The sequence below is a fragment of the Cellulosimicrobium protaetiae genome, from assembly GCF_009708005.2.
GTDB classification, from domain to species: Bacteria; Actinomycetota; Actinomycetes; order Actinomycetales; family Cellulomonadaceae; genus Cellulosimicrobium; species Cellulosimicrobium protaetiae.
On sequence record NZ_CP052757.1, the window covers coordinates 3,182,765 to 3,197,200 of the forward strand.

Here is a 14,436-nt window from a genome sequence, read left to right on the forward strand (position 1 = left end):
GGTCACCCGGGGTGCCCCGACCGTGGTCCGTCCTCGCGTCCGCCCGCCGGGGACGGTGACCGACCTGACCGGACGGCGGCCGAGAACCGGCTCAGCGCCAGCCCTGCTCGACGTCGGCCCCGTCGTGGTAGTCCGTCGCGACGGGTGGCATGTGCCCCTCCGTGCCCTCGCCGTAGTCGTGCCCCGTCCCGACGCCGGACGCGGGGGGCGCGGCGGCGGCCTGCCCGTCGAAGACGTCCTGCGCCGGCTCCCCGCGGATCAGCGCGAGCGCGGACGGCAGCTCCTCCGGCGTGACGAGCACCTCGCGCGCCTTGGACCCCTCGGACGGACCGACGATCTCGCGCGACTCGAGGAGGTCCATGAGGCGCCCGGCCTTGGCGAACCCGACGCGCAGCTTGCGCTGCAGCATCGACGTCGATCCGAACTGCGACGTCACGACGAGCTCCGCGGCCTGCAGCAGCAGGTCGAGGTCGTCGCCGATGTCCTCGTCGATCTGCTTCTTCGCGGCCGACACGGTGACGTCCTCGCGGTACACCGGCTTGAGCTGGGCCTTGACGTGCTCCACGACGGAGTGCACCTCGGACTCGGAGACCCACGCCCCCTGGACGCGCATAGGCTTCGCCGCGCCCATCGGCAGGAACAGCGCGTCGCCCTGGCCGATGAGCTTCTCCGCGCCGGGCTGGTCGAGCACGACGCGCGAGTCCGCGAGCGAGGACGTCGCGAACGCCAGGCGGGACGGGACGTTCGCCTTGATGAGGCCCGTGACGACGTCGACCGACGGGCGCTGCGTCGCGAGCACGAGGTGGATGCCGGCGGCGCGCGCGAGCTGCGTGATGCGCTGGATCGACGCCTCGACGTCGCGCGGGGCGACCATCATGAGGTCCGCGAGCTCGTCGACGACCACGAGCAGGTACGGGTACGGCGCGATCTTGCGCTCGGAGCCCGGCAGCGGCTTGACCTTGCCGGAGCGCACGGCGGCGTTGAAGTCGTCGATGTGCTTGTACCCGAACGCGGCGAGGTCGTCGTACCGCGCGTCCATCTCGCGCACGACCCAGTCCAGCGCCTCGGCGGCCTTCTTCGGGTTGGTGATGATGGGCGTGATGAGGTGCGGGATGCCCTCGTAGATCGTCAGCTCGACGCGCTTCGGGTCCACGAGCACGAGACGCACCTGCTCGGGCGTCGAGCGCATGAGGATCGACGTGATCATGGAGTTGATGAAGCTCGACTTGCCCGCACCCGTCGCGCCCGCGACGAGGATGTGCGGCATCTTCGCGAGGTTCGCGACGACGTAGCCGCCCTCGACGTCCTTGCCCACGCCCATGACCATGGGGTGCTCGGTGCGCCGCGCGGCCGAGGATCGGAGCACGTCGCCGAGCACGACCGTCTCTCGGTCGGTGTTGGGGATCTCGATGCCGATCGCGGACTTGCCCGGGATGGGCGCGAGGATGCGCACGTCGGCGCTCGCCACCGCGTAGGCGATGTTGTTCGACAGCGACGTGATGCGCTCGACCTTGACCTTGGGGCCGACCTCGACCTCGTAGCGCGTGACGGTCGGTCCGCGCGTGAAGCCCGTCACCTTCGCGTCGACCTCGAACTGCTCGAACGTCTGGGTGAGCGCCTCGACGACGCGGTCGTTCGCGGCCGAGCGGACCTTGTGCGGTGCGCCCTTGACGAGGAAGTCCTCGTTGGGCAGCAGGTAGACCGTGTCGCCCTCGAGCATCGGCTGCACGCCGCGCGGCAACGGGCTGCTGGGCGGGGGCGGCGGGACGCTGCCCGCGCCGTCACCGGGGGCCGGTGCGACGGCACCCATGACGGCCGCGGCGGTGTCCTGCGCGGTGCCCTGCCCGACGGCGGGCACGGCCTCGGTCGGCGCGGTGCCGGGCGCTGGATCGTCCCTCCGGCGCTTCGTGCCCCGGCCGCGCGGGGAGTCGTCCTCGTAGTCGAGGAACGCCGCGGTCTCGAACGCCTCGTCGCCCGAGAAGCCGCCCTCGGGCTTCTCGATCTCGGCAGCCTCGGCCGCGCGCTGCGCCTTGGTCTTGCGGGGCTTGCGGGGACGACGACCGGCCGGGGCGGCGTCGGTGCCGTCGTGGCGCGAGACGCCCTCCGCGAGCGGGAGCCCGTCGGAGTCCAGCTCCTCGTCCCCCGTGCGGTGGTTGCCGGTGAGCACGTCGTAGAGACCGCGCAGCCGGCTCGGGATGCGGTGCACCGGCGTCGCGGTGACGACGAGGAGCCCGAAGAACCCGAGCAGCAGGAAGATGGGGACGGCGAACCAGGGCGTGAGCCCGGTCGTCACGGGGGTCGCGGCGAGGTACCCGACGATCCCGCCCGCGTCCTGGACGGCCTCGAAGCCGTCGCGCGGCGCCGGGAGGTCCTCGGAGATGTGCACGAGCGAGCACACCGACACGACGATGAGGGTGAGCCCGATCGCGACGCGCGAGTTCGCCTGCGCGCGCTCCGGGTGCCGCATGATGCGCACGGCGAGCCAGAGCAGCAGGACGGGCACGGCGACGCCCGCGAGGCCGAACGTGCCCGCGACCACCCCGTGCACGACCCTGCCGAACGTGCCGTCGATGCCCCACCACTCGCGGGCGGCGACGACGACCGCGAGGGCGATGAGGAAGAACGCGACGCCGTCGCGCCGGTGTGCCGGGTCCAGCTCTCTTGCTCCCTTTCCGATGGTGCGCACGAGCGCCCCCACGCCGTGCGCGGCGCCGAGCCAGGCCGCCCGCACCGCGCGGACGGGCCACGGTGGCGCCGACGACGGGCGCCGCGCGGGCCGGCGCGCGGCCGAGGACGACCGTCCCCGCCCCGTACCGGCGCGCGACGTGCCGCGGGCCGTGGACGAACCGCCGCGCGCCGAGGTGCGGGGCGCTGGCGTGCGGTTGCTCGCGGTCCGACGTGCCTGCGGGGACGTGCGGGTCGCCATAGTGGTCCTAACCTACCTGCGGGGAGCGGCACGGACGCGGACCCGACGGCGCGTGTCCCGGCCGGACCCCCCGCGCACCGCGCGGCGCACGAACCGAGACCGACGACGACCGGAGGACCCATGCACGAGCCCACGCACGTCGAGCCGAGCGTCGGACCGGGTGACGCGTCGGGCGAGCAGGACCCTCCCGGGACGACCACCGTGCCGCGAGCGCGCGACCTCGTCGAGGTGGTCCCCGGCGTCTGGGTCGCGACGGCCGAGATCTGGACGACCACCTCGACCGTCGTCGTCGCTCCGGACGGCGACGTGCTGGTCGTCGACCCGGCGGTGACGGTCGCCGAGGTCGAGGGGCTCGCGGCCGCCGTGCGGGCGCGCGGCTGGCGCGTGACCGCCGGGTTCGCGACGCACCCGCACTGGGACCACGTGCTGTGGTCGCCCGCGCTCGGCGACGCACCCCGGTGGGCGACGGCCCGCGCCGTCGACGCGACGCGGGGCCGCCTGGCCACGATCCTCGCGTCGACCGAGGCGGCGGCGCCCGGCCACGACCCCGCGCTCGTCGGCGCGCTGGCCCCGCTCCCCCGGGGTGCACGGCGGGTCCCCTGGCCCGGCGCCGGCGGGACGGACCCGAGCACGGTCACCCTCGTCGAGCACGACGCCCACGCGCCGGGCCATGCCGCGCTCGTGGTGCGCACGCCGCACGGGCGCGTGCTCGTGGCGGGAGACATGCTCTCGGACGTCGAGGTGCCGCTCGTCGACACCGGATCCCGCGACCCCGTCGGGGTCTACCGCGGAGCGCTCGCCGCGCTCGAGCTCGCCGCGCGCGACGTGGACGCCCTCGTCCCGGGCCACGGGGGCCCGGCCGTCGGCCGCGCCGCGGTCGCCGCGCGCTTCGCGGCCGACCGCGCCTACCTCGACGCGCTGGACGCGGCGGTCGGGCACGCCGCGACCGCCGTGACGGATCCCCGGCTCGCCGGTTACGTCGCGGAGTGGCACGCGGACCAGCTCGCGGCGCTGCGCGCGCGCTGAGCGGCCGGGCACCCGACCCTCGGCCACCCGGCCGTGAACGCTCAGTCGTCGAGCCCGAGCTCCGCGGACCGGGAGAGCGCGGCGTCGAGCGCCTGCTCGTCGGTGACGAGGCGGTGCAGGTGCCGCGCCGCGGCGTGCAGGGCGTCGAGGTCCGAGCCGTAGACGCTCACCATGCCGCCCTCGGGGTCGAACCCGACCGCGTCCAGGACGCCGGGCTCGTCGTCGGTGAGCGCGGCCTGGAGCGCGCCGGAGAAGTCGTAGCCGGAGCCCTCGACGCCATGCTTCTCCAGGGCGCCCTGGTGCTGGTGCCACTCCGGCCCACCGGGCGAGTAGATGATGCTCCAGCCCTGCGGCAGCGTCACGAGGTGCACGGGTGCGAGCGGGTCGAAGTCCTCGGCGGTCGTCATGCGGGAACCGTAGCGGTGACCACCCACGACGCCTGCGGCGCGCGCCGTCGCACGGTCCGGTACGGGGGTCCCGGTCCGTTCACGCGAGGAACAGCCCGATCGCGAGCGTGACGACGCCCGCGGCGAGGACGACGCCCCCGACCGGGAGCAGCACGACCGCCCGGTTCGGCGCCTCGCGTCCCGCGCCCACCGCGGAGAGGAAGAACCCCGCGGGCAGGAGGATCGCCGCGACGAGCGCCCCGGTGCCGGCGAGCCACCGCCAGAAGCCGGCGAGGCTCGTCGCCTCCGCGAGCAGCAGGGTCACGAGACCCAGGATCACGAGGACGCCCGCGTGCGCGTGCCCGGCCCGGAAGAACGAGGTCTGGAAGCCCGTCGTCGGTACGCGGCGCGTGACGACCTTGACGAGGAAGGCGCCACCGGCCTCGATGCCGACGACGGTGAGGAGGACGACTCCCGCGGTGATGCGCGCGGCGTCGGTGAGCTCGAGCACGGGAACCTCCAGGGGCGCGGGGACACCCGGTCGTGCGTCACGACCGTGTTTGCGAACATCGTTATAGAACACCGTTCGCAAACGCGCGTCAAGACCCCTAGACTCGTCCCGTGGCACGACCCCGACTGCATGACGCAGCCCTGCGAGACCGCCTCCTCGACGTGACCTCACGGACGATCTCGGCGCACGGCGAGGCTGCCGTGACCGTGCGTGCCGTGGCGAAGGCGGCGGGGACGAGCCCGTCCGCCGTGTACGCGCTCTTCGGCAGCCGTGACGACCTCGTGGCCGCCGTCTCCGCCGAGGGGTTCCGACGGTTCGCCCAGCACCTCGGCGCGGTCGCCCGCACCGACGACCCGGCCGCCGACCTCGCGGCGCTCGGGGTCGCGTACCGGGGTTTCGCCCTCGCCGACCCGCACTTCTACGCCGTGATGTTCGCCCGCGGCGTCCGACCCGGTGCGGACCGACCGCGTGCCGTCGAGGAGGCGACGTTCCTCGTGCTGCGTGACGCCGTCGCGCGACTCGTGCCGGACGCGACCACCGCCGACGACGTCGCGCTCGGGCTGTGGGGCCTCGTGCACGGACTGGTCTCGCTCGAGCTCGCCGGCCTCGTCCCCGGCGACGACGCGGAGCGCGCCGCGCGCTACGGCGGGACGCTCGCCGCCGTCGGCCCCGGCCTGGTCGGGCGCCCCGGGACGTGACGGTCCCCTGTCCGGTCGCGCGGCGACGACGCGTCGGACGCCGCCGGTCAGGCCTCGACGACCACCGGGACGATCATCGGGCGCCGGCGCAGGCGGTTCGAGACCCACCGCCCGATGACGCGCCGCATGATCTGCTGGAGCTGGTGCGTGTCCGTCGCACCACCCGCGATCGCGTCCTCGAGCGCCTTGACGACCTCGGGCCGGATGTCCTCGAACACCTTGTCGTCCTCGGCGAACCCGCGCGCGAGGATCTGCGGGCCGGCGAGCACCTTGCCCGTCGCGGAGTCCACGACGGCGAAGACGGACACGAAGCCCTCCTCGCCGAGGATGCGGCGGTCCTTGAGCTCGGCGTCGGTGATCTCCCCGACGCTCGACCCGTCGACGTACACGTACCCGCACGGGACCGCGCCGACCACGGACGCCTTGCCGTCGACGAGGTCGACGACGACGCCGTCCTCGGCGAGCACGACCCGGTCCGCGGGGACGCCCGTGCGGACCGCGAGCGCCCCGTTCGCGACGAGGTGGCGGACCTCGCCGTGCACGGGCATGACGTTCTTCGGCTTGAGCACGTTGTAGCAGTAGAGGAGCTCGCCCGCGCTCGCGTGCCCGGAGACGTGCACCTTGGCGTTGCCGCCGTGCACGACGCGCGCACCGAGCCGCGTGAGCCCGTTGATGATGCGGAAGACGGCGTTCTCGTTGCCCGGGATGAGCGAGGACGCGAGGATCACCGTGTCGCCGTGGCCCACGGAGACCTTGTGGTCGCCGTTCGCCATGCGGGACAGCGCGGCCATGGGCTCGCCCTGCGATCCGGTGCACATGAGCACGGTCTCGTCGTCGCGCAGGGAGTCGACCTTCTTGAGGTCGATGAGCACGCCCTCGGGTACGTGCAGGTACCCGAGCTCGGCAGCGATGGTCATGTTGCGGACCATGGAGCGGCCGACGAGCGCGACGCGGCGCCCGTGGTGGTGCGCGGCGTTGAGGACCTGCTGCACGCGGTGCACGTGCGAGGAGAACGACGCGACGATGATGCGCTTCTCCGACGCCGCGAACACGTTGTCGAGCACCGGGCCGATCTCGACCTCGGGCGTGACGAAGCCGGGGACCTCGGCGTTGGTCGAGTCGACCATGAACAGGTCGACGCCCTGCTCGCCGAGGCGGGCGAACGCGCGCAGGTCGGTGATGCGGCCGTCGAGCGGGAGCTGGTCCATCTTGAAGTCGCCCGTGTGCAGCACGGTCCCGGCGCCGGTCGTCACGGCGACCGCGAGCGCGTCGGGGATCGAGTGGTTGACGGCGACGAACTCGCAGCGGAACACGCCGAGCTGCTCGACCTGGCCCTCCTTGACCGCGAGGGTCACGGGCGAGATGCGGTGCTCCTTGAGCTTCGCCTCGACGAACGCGAGCGTGAGCTGCGACCCGACGAGCGGGATGTCGCGGCGCAGGCGCAGCAGGTACGGGACGGCGCCGATGTGGTCCTCGTGGCCGTGCGTGAGGACGATCGCCTCGATGTCGTCCAGCCGGTCCGCGATGTAGTCGAAGTCCGGGAGGATGAGGTCGACGCCGGGCTGGTGGTCCTCGGGGAAGAGGACGCCGCAGTCGATGACGAGCAGGCGCCCGTCGTACTCGAGGACGGCCATGTTGCGGCCGACCTCCCCGAGCCCGCCGAGGGCGACGATGCGCAGCCCTCCGGTGGGGAGCTCGGGAGGCAGGGAGAGTTCGGGGTGGGGATGGCTCACGGGGCCTCCTGTCGTGGCTGAGCCGGGGGTTTCGAGGGCTCCTGCCCTCGCTAGTTCGTGGGTGCGGCGGCGCCCGCCGCGGTGCTCGCGCCGACGAGCACGCCCGCGGCGACGAGGGCGTCGCGCACGAGCGCGACGTCGTCCTCGGTCGCCGCGACGTTCGGCAGGCGCAGGAAGCGGTTGTCGGTGACGCCGAGCAGCTCGACGGCGGCCTTGGCCATGACGGCCTGGAAGCCTGAGCCGTTGAGCGCGTCGATGACGGGCGTCGTGGAGAGGAAGACCTCGAGCGCGCCCGCGTGGTCGCCCGCGTCGAAGCGGCGCACGACCTCGGCGAACGGCCGGGCCACCGCGTGCGCGGAGACGGACACGATGCCGGCGGCGCCGTGCGCCAGGAACGGCAGGAGCAGGCCGTCGTCGCCGCTGTAGAACGCGAGACCGGTCGCGGCGGCGAGCTTGGCCGCGGCGTACACGTCGCCCGTCGCGTCCTTGCTCGCGACGACGCGCTCGTGCGCCGCGAGGCGCGCGTACGTCTCGGGTGCGATCCGCACGCCCGTGCGGCCGGGGACGTCGTAGAGCATGACGGGCAGGTCGGCCGCGTCGGCGATCGCCACGACGTGGCGGTAGACGCCCTCCTGGCTCGGGCGTGAGTAGTACGGCGAGACGACGAGGAGCCCGTCCGCGCCCGCCTCGGCGGCCTGCTCGGCCATGCGCACGGCGTGGTCGGTGTCGTTGGACCCGGCGCCCGCGAGGACCGCCGCGCGGTCACCGACCGCGTCGACGACGACGCGCACGAGGTCCTGCTTCTCCGGCGCGTGCGTCGTGGGCGACTCGCCCGTGGTGCCGCTCAGCACCAGGCCGTCGTTCCCGTCGTCCACCAGCCGCTTCGCGAGCCGGGCCGCCGCCGCGAGGTCGACGGCGCCGTCGGGCGTCATCGGCGTGACCATGGCCGTGAGAACGGCGCCGAACGGGCGCGCGGGGGTGGCGGGAAGGACCATGTGCACAAACTACCGTGCGGCGCGTCCCGGCACCGCGCCCGTCCGGGTCGGTGCGCGCCCGGCAAGGACGGCCGCCCGGGTGCGGCCCCTCGGCCCGCAGGGCGATACTCGGAGCATGTCCCGCCCCGCCTCGACGTCGAACCTCTCCCCCGCGCTCGTCGCGCACGTGCCCACGGGGCTCCTCGTCGACGGGCACTGGGGACCGGCCGAGGGCGGCCGGACGTTCGAGGTCGAGGACCCGGCGACCGAGGAGTCGCTCTTCGACGTCGCCGACGCGAGCCCCGCCGACGCGCTGCGCGCGCTCGACGCCGCGCACCGGGCCGCCCCCGCGTGGCGCGCGACGCCGCCGCGCGAGCGCGGCGAGGTGCTGCGCGCCGTCCACGACCGGGTCGTCGCGCGGGCCGACGACGTCGCCGCGCTCATCACGGCCGAGTGCGGCAAGCCGCTCGCGGAGGCGCGCGCCGAGGTGCTCTACGGCGCCGACTTCCTGCGCTGGTACGGCGAGCAGGCGGTGCGCGCCGAGGGCCTCGCCCGCACGGCCCCGGCCGGGGGCAACCGCCAGCTCGTGTTCCGCCGGCCCGTCGGGCCCGCGCTGCTCGTCACGCCCTGGAACTTCCCCATCGCCATGGCGACGCGCAAGATCGGCCCGGCGCTCGCGGCCGGCTGCACCGTCGTGATCAAGCCCGCGCGGCTCACGCCGCTGACGACGGCCCTCGTGGCGGAGGTCATCAGGTCCGAGCTCGCGGACCGCGGGCTGCCGACCGGCGTCGTCAACGTCGTCCCGTCGTCGCGCGCCGCGGACGTGACGGAGCCGCTCCTCGCCGACGAGCGCCTGCGCAAGCTGTCGTTCACGGGCTCGACAGCCGTGGGCCGCACGCTGCTCGAGAAGGCCGCGCCCCAGGTGCTGCGCACGTCCATGGAGCTCGGGGGCAACGCGCCGTTCCTCGTGTTCGCCGACGCGGACCTCGACGCGGCGGTCGAGGGCGCGCTCGTCGCGAAGCTGCGCAACGCCGGGCAGTCGTGCGTGGCGGCCAACCGCTTCCTCGTGCACGACGCCGTCGCGCGCGAGTTCGCGCAGCGGCTCGCGACCGCGTTCGAGGGCCTGCGCGTCGGCCCGGGCGCGCAGGAGGGCACGCAGGTCGGCCCGCTCATCGAGACGAAAGCCGTGGACAAGGTCGCCGAGCTCGTCGACGCCGCGTCCGACGGCGGGGCGCAGGTCCTCACGGGTGCCGACCGGCCCCGGTCCACGGGGTACTTCTACGCCCCGACCGTGCTGTCCGGCGTCGACCCCGACGCGCGCGTCGTCACCGAGGAGATCTTCGGGCCCGTGGCCCCCGTGGTCGCGTTCGGCGACGACGACGAGGGGCTCGCTCTCGCCAACGCGACCGAGTACGGCCTCGCTGCCTACGCGTACACGACCTCGCTCGACCGCGCGGTGCGGGTCTCCGAGGAGGTCGAGGCCGGGATGATCGGCATCAACCGCGGCATGGTGTCCGACGCGAGCGCGCCGTTCGGCGGGCTCAAGCAGTCCGGTCTCGGCCGCGAGGGCGGCGAGGCAGGGCTCGAGGAGTACCTCGAGACCGTGTACGTCGCGCTCTGAGCCGGCTCTGAGTCGGCTCTGAGTCGGCTCTGGCCCGCGCACGCCGTCGTCGGGCACGACGCCACGCTGCCACCCGGCGTTGGTAGCCTGACGCCCCCGGTGACGACCGGTGCCCGGCGGAGCCTCGCGCCGGACCGGACGTCCCGGTCAGCGGTCCACGCCCGTCGTCCCCGACTCCCGGAGAGCCCACGCCCGTGCCCTCGTCGCCCACGCTGACCACCAGCGCGAACCTCCCCTCCCCCAGCGCCCGCGTCACGACCGTCGGGTACATGATCTTCGCGTCCCGCTGGCTCCAGGCACCCCTGTACTTCGGCCTCATCGTGGCCCAGGTCGTGTACGTGTGGCAGTTCCTCAAGGAGCTGTGGCACCTCATCGTCGGCGGGTTCACGGGCGAGCACACGGTCGAGGACCCCGAGACCCACGAGATGGTCGCCCACGCCTTCGGCGCGGAGGAGATCATGCTCGCCGTCCTGGGGCTCGTCGACGTCGTCATGATCTCCAACCTGCTCATCATGGTCATCGTCGGCGGCTACGAGACGTTCGTGTCGCGCATCCGTCTCGACGACCACCCCGACCAGCCGGAGTGGCTCAGCCACGTCAACGCGAACGTCCTCAAGACGAAGCTCGCGATGTCGATCATCGGCATCTCGTCGATCCACCTGCTGCGCACGTTCATCGACAGCCAGAACTACACGCCCAGCCAGATGATGTGGCAGACGATCATCCACCTGGCCTTCGTGGTCTCCGCGCTCGCGCTCGCGGCCATCGACCGCATGTCCCTCACCGCGCACCAGCGCGCCGCCAACGCCGCCGCGGCGGGCGAGGGCCCGGCCGACCCGCACGCATGACCCGGCCCGACGACGTCCCACGCCCCGACGCCGAGCCCGACGCCCCCGCGTCGCTCGACGCCGAGGTGGAAGACGCCGTCGAGCATGCCGTCGAGGACGAGGTCCGCGCGGCGGTCCGCCAGGCCGTCTCGGTGTCCGTCGCGACGGGCCTGTACGGCATCTCGTTCGGGGCGCTGTCCGTGGTCGCGGGCCTCGACGTCGCGCAGACCATGGCACTGAGCCTGCTCATGTTCTCGGGCGGGTCGCAGTTCGCGCTCATCGGCGTGGTCGGCGCGGGCGGGGCGCCAGGTGCCGCGATCGCCACCGCGGGCTTCCTCGGGGTGCGCAACGCCCTGTACGGGGCGCAGCTCGGGCCCCTGCTCGCGCTGCGGTCGTGGCACAAGGTCGTCGCGGCGCAGTTCACCATCGACGAGTCGACGGCGGTCGCGACCGCCCAGCGCTCGCGCCGCGCCGTCCGAGCCGGGTTCTGGTGGACCGGCGTCGGCATCTTCGTGCTCTGGAACGCCATGACCCTCGTCGGGGCGCTCGCGGGCGACGCGCTCGGCGACCCGCGCGCGTGGGGGCTCGACGCCGCCGCGGCCGCCGCGTTCCTGGCCCTCCTGTGGCCCCGCCTCGCGGCGCGGGCGATGCAGCTCGCCGCCGCGGCGGCGGTCGTCGTCGCGGCCGCGCTCATCCCTGTCGCGCCGGGAGGCGTCCCGGTGCTGGCCGCCGCCGCGGTGGCGATCGTCATCGGGCAGGTGGACGCGCGACGTCGGAGGGCGCCCGGGCGACCGGCGCCGGACACGGACCAGCACCCCGGGAAGGAGTCGTCATGACGTCCGCGACCGTATGGGTCGTCGTGCTCGCCGCCTCGGCGGTGTGCTTCGCGCTCAAGCTCGCCGGGCACCTCGTGCCCGAGCACTGGCTCGCCGACGAGCGCGTCGCCCGCACGGCCGCGCTCGTGACCGCGGCGCTCCTCGCCGCGCTCGTCACGGTGCAGACGGTCGGCGACGGGCAGGCGCTCGTCGTCGACGCCCGCCTGCCCGCCCTCGGCGTCGCCGCCGTCGCGCTCGCCCTGCGCGCGCCGTTCATCGTCGTCGTGGTGCTCGCCGCGGCCACGGCCGCGGGGCTGCGCGCCCTCGGCTGGGGCTGAGGCCGTCCGCGCCGCACCCGAGGTCTCGTAGGGTGAACCCGTGAGCCTCTTCCGCGAGACCGCCGACGTCTCCGTCCGCCCTGCCGTGCCCGGCGACGACGTCGCGATGACCGCGATCCAGGTCGGCGCCTGGCGGTCCTCGCACTCCGAGGTCCTCGGCGACGACGTGCTCGACGCGCTCGACACCGTCCGGATGCGCGAGCAGTGGGCAGCCGCCGTCTCGTCGCCGCCCGGACCGGGTTTCGGCGTCCTCGTCGCGTGCGCGGGCGCCGACGTCGTCGGGTTCGCCGCCGTGTCCCCCGGGCAGGTCCTCGCGCTCGAGGTCGACCCGCGGCACCAGCGCGGCGGGCACGGGTCGCGCCTGCTCGCCGCCGCGGTCGACCGGCTGCGCCGGGACGGCGCGGAGGAGGTCGTCACGTGGGTGCTCGACGGCGACACCGCGCGCGAGACGTTCCTCGCCGGCGCCGGCCTCGGCCCGGACGGACGGGCCCGGACGCTCGCGACCGGCGTGCGCGACGTCGTCGAGCACCGGTGGAGCGCCGAGATCTGACCCCGTGCGACCGTTCGACACGCAGCCGTGACACCGCCGTGACCCGCTCGCGCACCTGACCTGCGAGGATCGACCGCCATGGGCATCCTCACCGACTACTTCTCCGCCGCCGACGACGCGCAGGCCGGGAGCGCGGCCCGTACGGGCCCCAGCAGCCCCGACCCGCTGACGAACCAACCGGTGTTCCCCACGGTCGAGCTCAAGGGGATCGACCCGTTCGTCGTGCTGGGCACGCTCGCGGGCCTGCTCACCGACCGACCGTACGCCGAGGCCAAGACCGACCCCCGGCACGGCTCGCTCGTCGCGACCGCCGGTGACGAGGGGCCGTGGGTCGTGGCGGTCACCGACGCGCTCGTGACCGCGCTCGCCGCGACGACCCCGACCGCCCTCGACGCCGTCGCGGTCCGCTGGGCCGCCACCGAGGAGCTCGAGGGGTCGGACCCCGCCGACCTCGCCGACGCGCTGCGACGACTCTCCGAGCTGTGCGTCCGCGCAGACGACGCGGGCCACCGGCTCTACTGCTGGACCAGCCTCTGACCTGCCGAATTGATCCACCGGGCGTGAGGTCGTCCGCGAGGCGGGCTACGTCGTGCGGGGTGGAACGCCCTGTCAGCGACGGGAACGGTAGAGCGCCGCGGCCTTGCGCAGCGCCTCGCGCGCGCGACGGCGGTCGCGCGCGGCGTCGTACGCGAAGGCGAGGTGGTACCAGGCCTCCCAGCTCTGCGGGTCGGCGTCGACCGCGTCGCGGTACGGGCCGAACGCGGCGTCGGCGGCATCCCGGTCGATCCGGCCGCCGGGCGAGCGCGGCAGGTCGTCGACCGGCAGCCGACCCTGGGCGGCGAGGTCGTCCGCCATGCGCTGGACGGTGCCGGCGAGCAGGAACTCGCGCCCGACCAGACCGACCACGAGCAGGGGCAGCACGAGCACGCCCGCACCGATCACCATCGCCACCGGCTCGCCCGTGCCGATCAGAGCCGCGGCACGCCCCGCCACCTGCCACACGTACAGTGCGAGCAGGAGCGTGACGAGCACCGCGCCGACTATCGCCTTCCAGGGCCGGGCGGCGCGTGACCGTCCGGCGGTTCCGTCGGCACCGCCGTCCTCGCCGTGGCCGTCGGCGTCCGGGCCGGCGGGGCCGTCGGGCGCGCTCACGCCAGGTCCAGCACGTTCTCGAGGCCGACGGTCAGTCCCGGCCTCCCCACGACCTCGCGGACGGCGAGCAGGACGCCCGGCATGAAGGAGACCCGGTCGAACGAGTCCTGCCGGATGACGAGCTGCTCGCCCGCGTTGCCGAACAGGATCTCCTCGTGCGCGACGAGGCCGCGCAGGCGCACCGCGTGGACGCGCACGCCGTCGACGTCGGCGCCACGCGCCTCCCACCCCGTCTCCGTCGCGTCGGGTCCGGGCCCGAGGCCCGCGTCGGCGCGCGCCGCGGCGATCGCCGCCGCGGTGTGGCGCGCGGTGCCGGACGGCGCGTCGACCTTGTCCGGGTGGTGGAGCTCGATCACCTCGGCCGACTCGAAGTACCGCGCGGCCTTGGCGGCGAACGTCATCGCGAGGACGGCGGACAGGCCGAAGTTGGGCGCGATGAGCACGCCGAGCCCGGGTGCGCCGGCCGCGGCGGCGCGCCCGAGGTGCGCGACGACGCGCCCGCGGCTCTCGTCCGTCCAGCCCGTGGTCCCGACGACCGCGTGCACGCCCGCGTCGATCAGCGCGTGGACGTTCGCCTCGGTCGCGGACGGGATCGTGAAGTCGACGGCGACGTCAGCGCCGCCCAGGGTCGCGGCCGTGACCTCGTCGCCCGCGTCCAGGCGCGCGACGAGCTCGAGGTCCGCGGCGCCCTCGACGGCCGCGCAGACGGTCGCGCCCATGCGCCCGGCGGCGCCCAGGACGGCGACTCGCAGCGGGCGACCGGGCTCCTCGCCGGGGGCGGTCGGGGCGGGATCGGGCGCGGGGATGTTCTGCTCGCTCACGCCCGTCACCCTATCGCCGGTGCGCAGGCCGACCGGTGCGTCGTCCGCCGCACACCGC

At 74.6% G+C, this 14,436-nt stretch carries 15 protein-coding genes; 8 read left to right on the forward strand and 7 right to left on the reverse strand.

The genetic code is table 11. The annotated features are described in order from the left end of the window. Positions 1-91 precede the first annotated feature (91 nt). Positions 92-2,926 (reverse strand): FtsK/SpoIIIE family DNA translocase, encoded by a 2,835-nt coding sequence (locus tag FIC82_RS13645; RefSeq protein WP_154798895.1) that lies wholly within the window; start codon positions 2,924-2,926, stop codon positions 92-94. Positions 2,927-3,046: 120 nt separating this feature from the next. Here FIC82_RS13645 and FIC82_RS13650 point away from each other — a divergent pair, with 120 nt between their 5' ends. After that, positions 3,047-3,952 carry an MBL fold metallo-hydrolase gene (locus FIC82_RS13650; protein ID WP_154798896.1) on the forward strand — a complete coding sequence of 302 codons (906 nt, stop codon included), beginning with the start codon at positions 3,047-3,049 and terminating at the stop codon, positions 3,950-3,952. Positions 3,953-3,993: 41 nt separating this feature from the next. Here FIC82_RS13650 and FIC82_RS13655 read toward each other — a convergent pair whose 3' ends face one another. After that, a complete protein-coding gene (locus FIC82_RS13655) occupies positions 3,994-4,359 on the reverse strand; it encodes an Imm51 family immunity protein (protein WP_154798897.1) in 366 nt (121 codons plus the stop codon). A gap of 79 nt (positions 4,360-4,438) precedes the next feature. Further along, positions 4,439-4,849 carry a hypothetical protein gene (locus FIC82_RS13660; protein ID WP_168731871.1) on the reverse strand — a complete coding sequence of 137 codons (411 nt, stop codon included), beginning with the start codon at positions 4,847-4,849 and terminating at the stop codon, positions 4,439-4,441. A gap of 110 nt (positions 4,850-4,959) precedes the next feature. Between FIC82_RS13660 and FIC82_RS13665 the strand changes: the two genes are divergently transcribed. Continuing rightward, complete coding sequence (locus FIC82_RS13665) at positions 4,960-5,547, forward strand: TetR/AcrR family transcriptional regulator (protein WP_168731872.1); 588 nt, start codon at positions 4,960-4,962, stop codon at positions 5,545-5,547. A 47-nt stretch (positions 5,548-5,594) separates the two neighbouring features. On the opposite strand, the gene FIC82_RS13670 is transcribed toward FIC82_RS13665, so the two are convergent. Both FIC82_RS13670 and dapA read right to left on the reverse strand, forming a co-directional pair. Next, a complete protein-coding gene (locus FIC82_RS13670) occupies positions 5,595-7,280 on the reverse strand; it encodes a ribonuclease J (RefSeq protein WP_168731873.1) in 1,686 nt (561 codons plus the stop codon). A 50-nt stretch (positions 7,281-7,330) separates the two neighbouring features. Continuing rightward, a complete protein-coding gene (dapA, locus tag FIC82_RS13675) occupies positions 7,331-8,275 on the reverse strand; it encodes a 4-hydroxy-tetrahydrodipicolinate synthase (protein ID WP_154798898.1) in 945 nt (314 codons plus the stop codon). Positions 8,276-8,390: 115 nt separating this feature from the next. Here dapA and FIC82_RS13680 point away from each other — a divergent pair, with 115 nt between their 5' ends. The 6 genes from FIC82_RS13680 (at position 8,391) to FIC82_RS13705 (ending at position 12,942) form a co-directional block, all read left to right on the forward strand. Further along, positions 8,391-9,875: an NAD-dependent succinate-semialdehyde dehydrogenase gene (locus FIC82_RS13680; protein ID WP_154798899.1), complete on the forward strand. Its 1,485-nt coding sequence runs from the start codon at positions 8,391-8,393 to the stop codon at positions 9,873-9,875. A gap of 194 nt (positions 9,876-10,069) precedes the next feature. Continuing rightward, positions 10,070-10,723, forward strand: coding sequence for a TIGR00645 family protein (locus tag FIC82_RS13685; RefSeq protein ID WP_253691159.1), 654 nt, complete (start codon positions 10,070-10,072; stop codon positions 10,721-10,723). Further along, positions 10,720-11,538, forward strand: a complete 819-nt coding sequence (locus tag FIC82_RS13690; protein WP_154798900.1) for an AzlC family ABC transporter permease — start codon at positions 10,720-10,722, stop codon at positions 11,536-11,538. Before FIC82_RS13685 ends, FIC82_RS13690 begins: the two co-directional genes overlap by 4 nt. Continuing rightward, on the forward strand, positions 11,535-11,855 hold the full coding sequence (locus tag FIC82_RS13695; protein WP_154798901.1) for an AzlD domain-containing protein: 321 nt from the start codon (positions 11,535-11,537) through the stop codon (positions 11,853-11,855). The genes FIC82_RS13690 and FIC82_RS13695 overlap by 4 nt, the downstream gene beginning before the upstream one ends. Before the next feature lie 40 nt (positions 11,856-11,895). Next, positions 11,896-12,405: a GNAT family N-acetyltransferase gene (locus tag FIC82_RS13700; protein WP_168731874.1), complete on the forward strand. Its 510-nt coding sequence runs from the start codon at positions 11,896-11,898 to the stop codon at positions 12,403-12,405. A gap of 78 nt (positions 12,406-12,483) precedes the next feature. Next, positions 12,484-12,942 (forward strand): hypothetical protein, encoded by a 459-nt coding sequence (locus FIC82_RS13705; protein WP_154798902.1) that lies wholly within the window; start codon positions 12,484-12,486, stop codon positions 12,940-12,942. A gap of 72 nt (positions 12,943-13,014) precedes the next feature. Here FIC82_RS13705 and FIC82_RS13710 read toward each other — a convergent pair whose 3' ends face one another. Both FIC82_RS13710 and dapB read right to left on the reverse strand, forming a co-directional pair. Next, positions 13,015-13,449: a hypothetical protein gene (locus FIC82_RS13710; protein ID WP_168732296.1), complete on the reverse strand. Its 435-nt coding sequence runs from the start codon at positions 13,447-13,449 to the stop codon at positions 13,015-13,017. 104 nt (positions 13,450-13,553) lie between these two features. Next, entirely contained in the window at positions 13,554-14,309 is a 756-nt protein-coding gene (dapB, locus tag FIC82_RS13715; protein WP_256390422.1) for a 4-hydroxy-tetrahydrodipicolinate reductase, read from the reverse strand. Positions 14,310-14,436: the final 127 nt, after the last annotated feature.

What these genes read in the sequence shown, in the direction of transcription:
- FIC82_RS13645 (WP_154798895.1), bottom strand. Translation starts at nt 2,926, where the DNA reads ATGGCGACCCGCACGTCCCCGCAGGCACGTCGGACCGCGAGCAACCGC.
- FIC82_RS13650 (WP_154798896.1), top strand. Translation starts at nt 3,047, where the DNA reads ATGCACGAGCCCACGCACGTCGAGCCGAGCGTCGGACCGGGTGACGCG.
- FIC82_RS13655 (WP_154798897.1), bottom strand. Translation starts at nt 4,359, where the DNA reads ATGACGACCGCCGAGGACTTCGACCCGCTCGCACCCGTGCACCTCGTG.
- dapA (WP_154798898.1), bottom strand. Translation starts at nt 8,275, where the DNA reads ATGGTCCTTCCCGCCACCCCCGCGCGCCCGTTCGGCGCCGTTCTCACG.
- FIC82_RS13680 (WP_154798899.1), top strand. Translation starts at nt 8,391, where the DNA reads ATGTCCCGCCCCGCCTCGACGTCGAACCTCTCCCCCGCGCTCGTCGCG.
- FIC82_RS13690 (WP_154798900.1), top strand. Translation starts at nt 10,720, where the DNA reads ATGACCCGGCCCGACGACGTCCCACGCCCCGACGCCGAGCCCGACGCC.
- FIC82_RS13695 (WP_154798901.1), top strand. Translation starts at nt 11,535, where the DNA reads ATGACGTCCGCGACCGTATGGGTCGTCGTGCTCGCCGCCTCGGCGGTG.
- FIC82_RS13705 (WP_154798902.1), top strand. Translation starts at nt 12,484, where the DNA reads ATGGGCATCCTCACCGACTACTTCTCCGCCGCCGACGACGCGCAGGCC.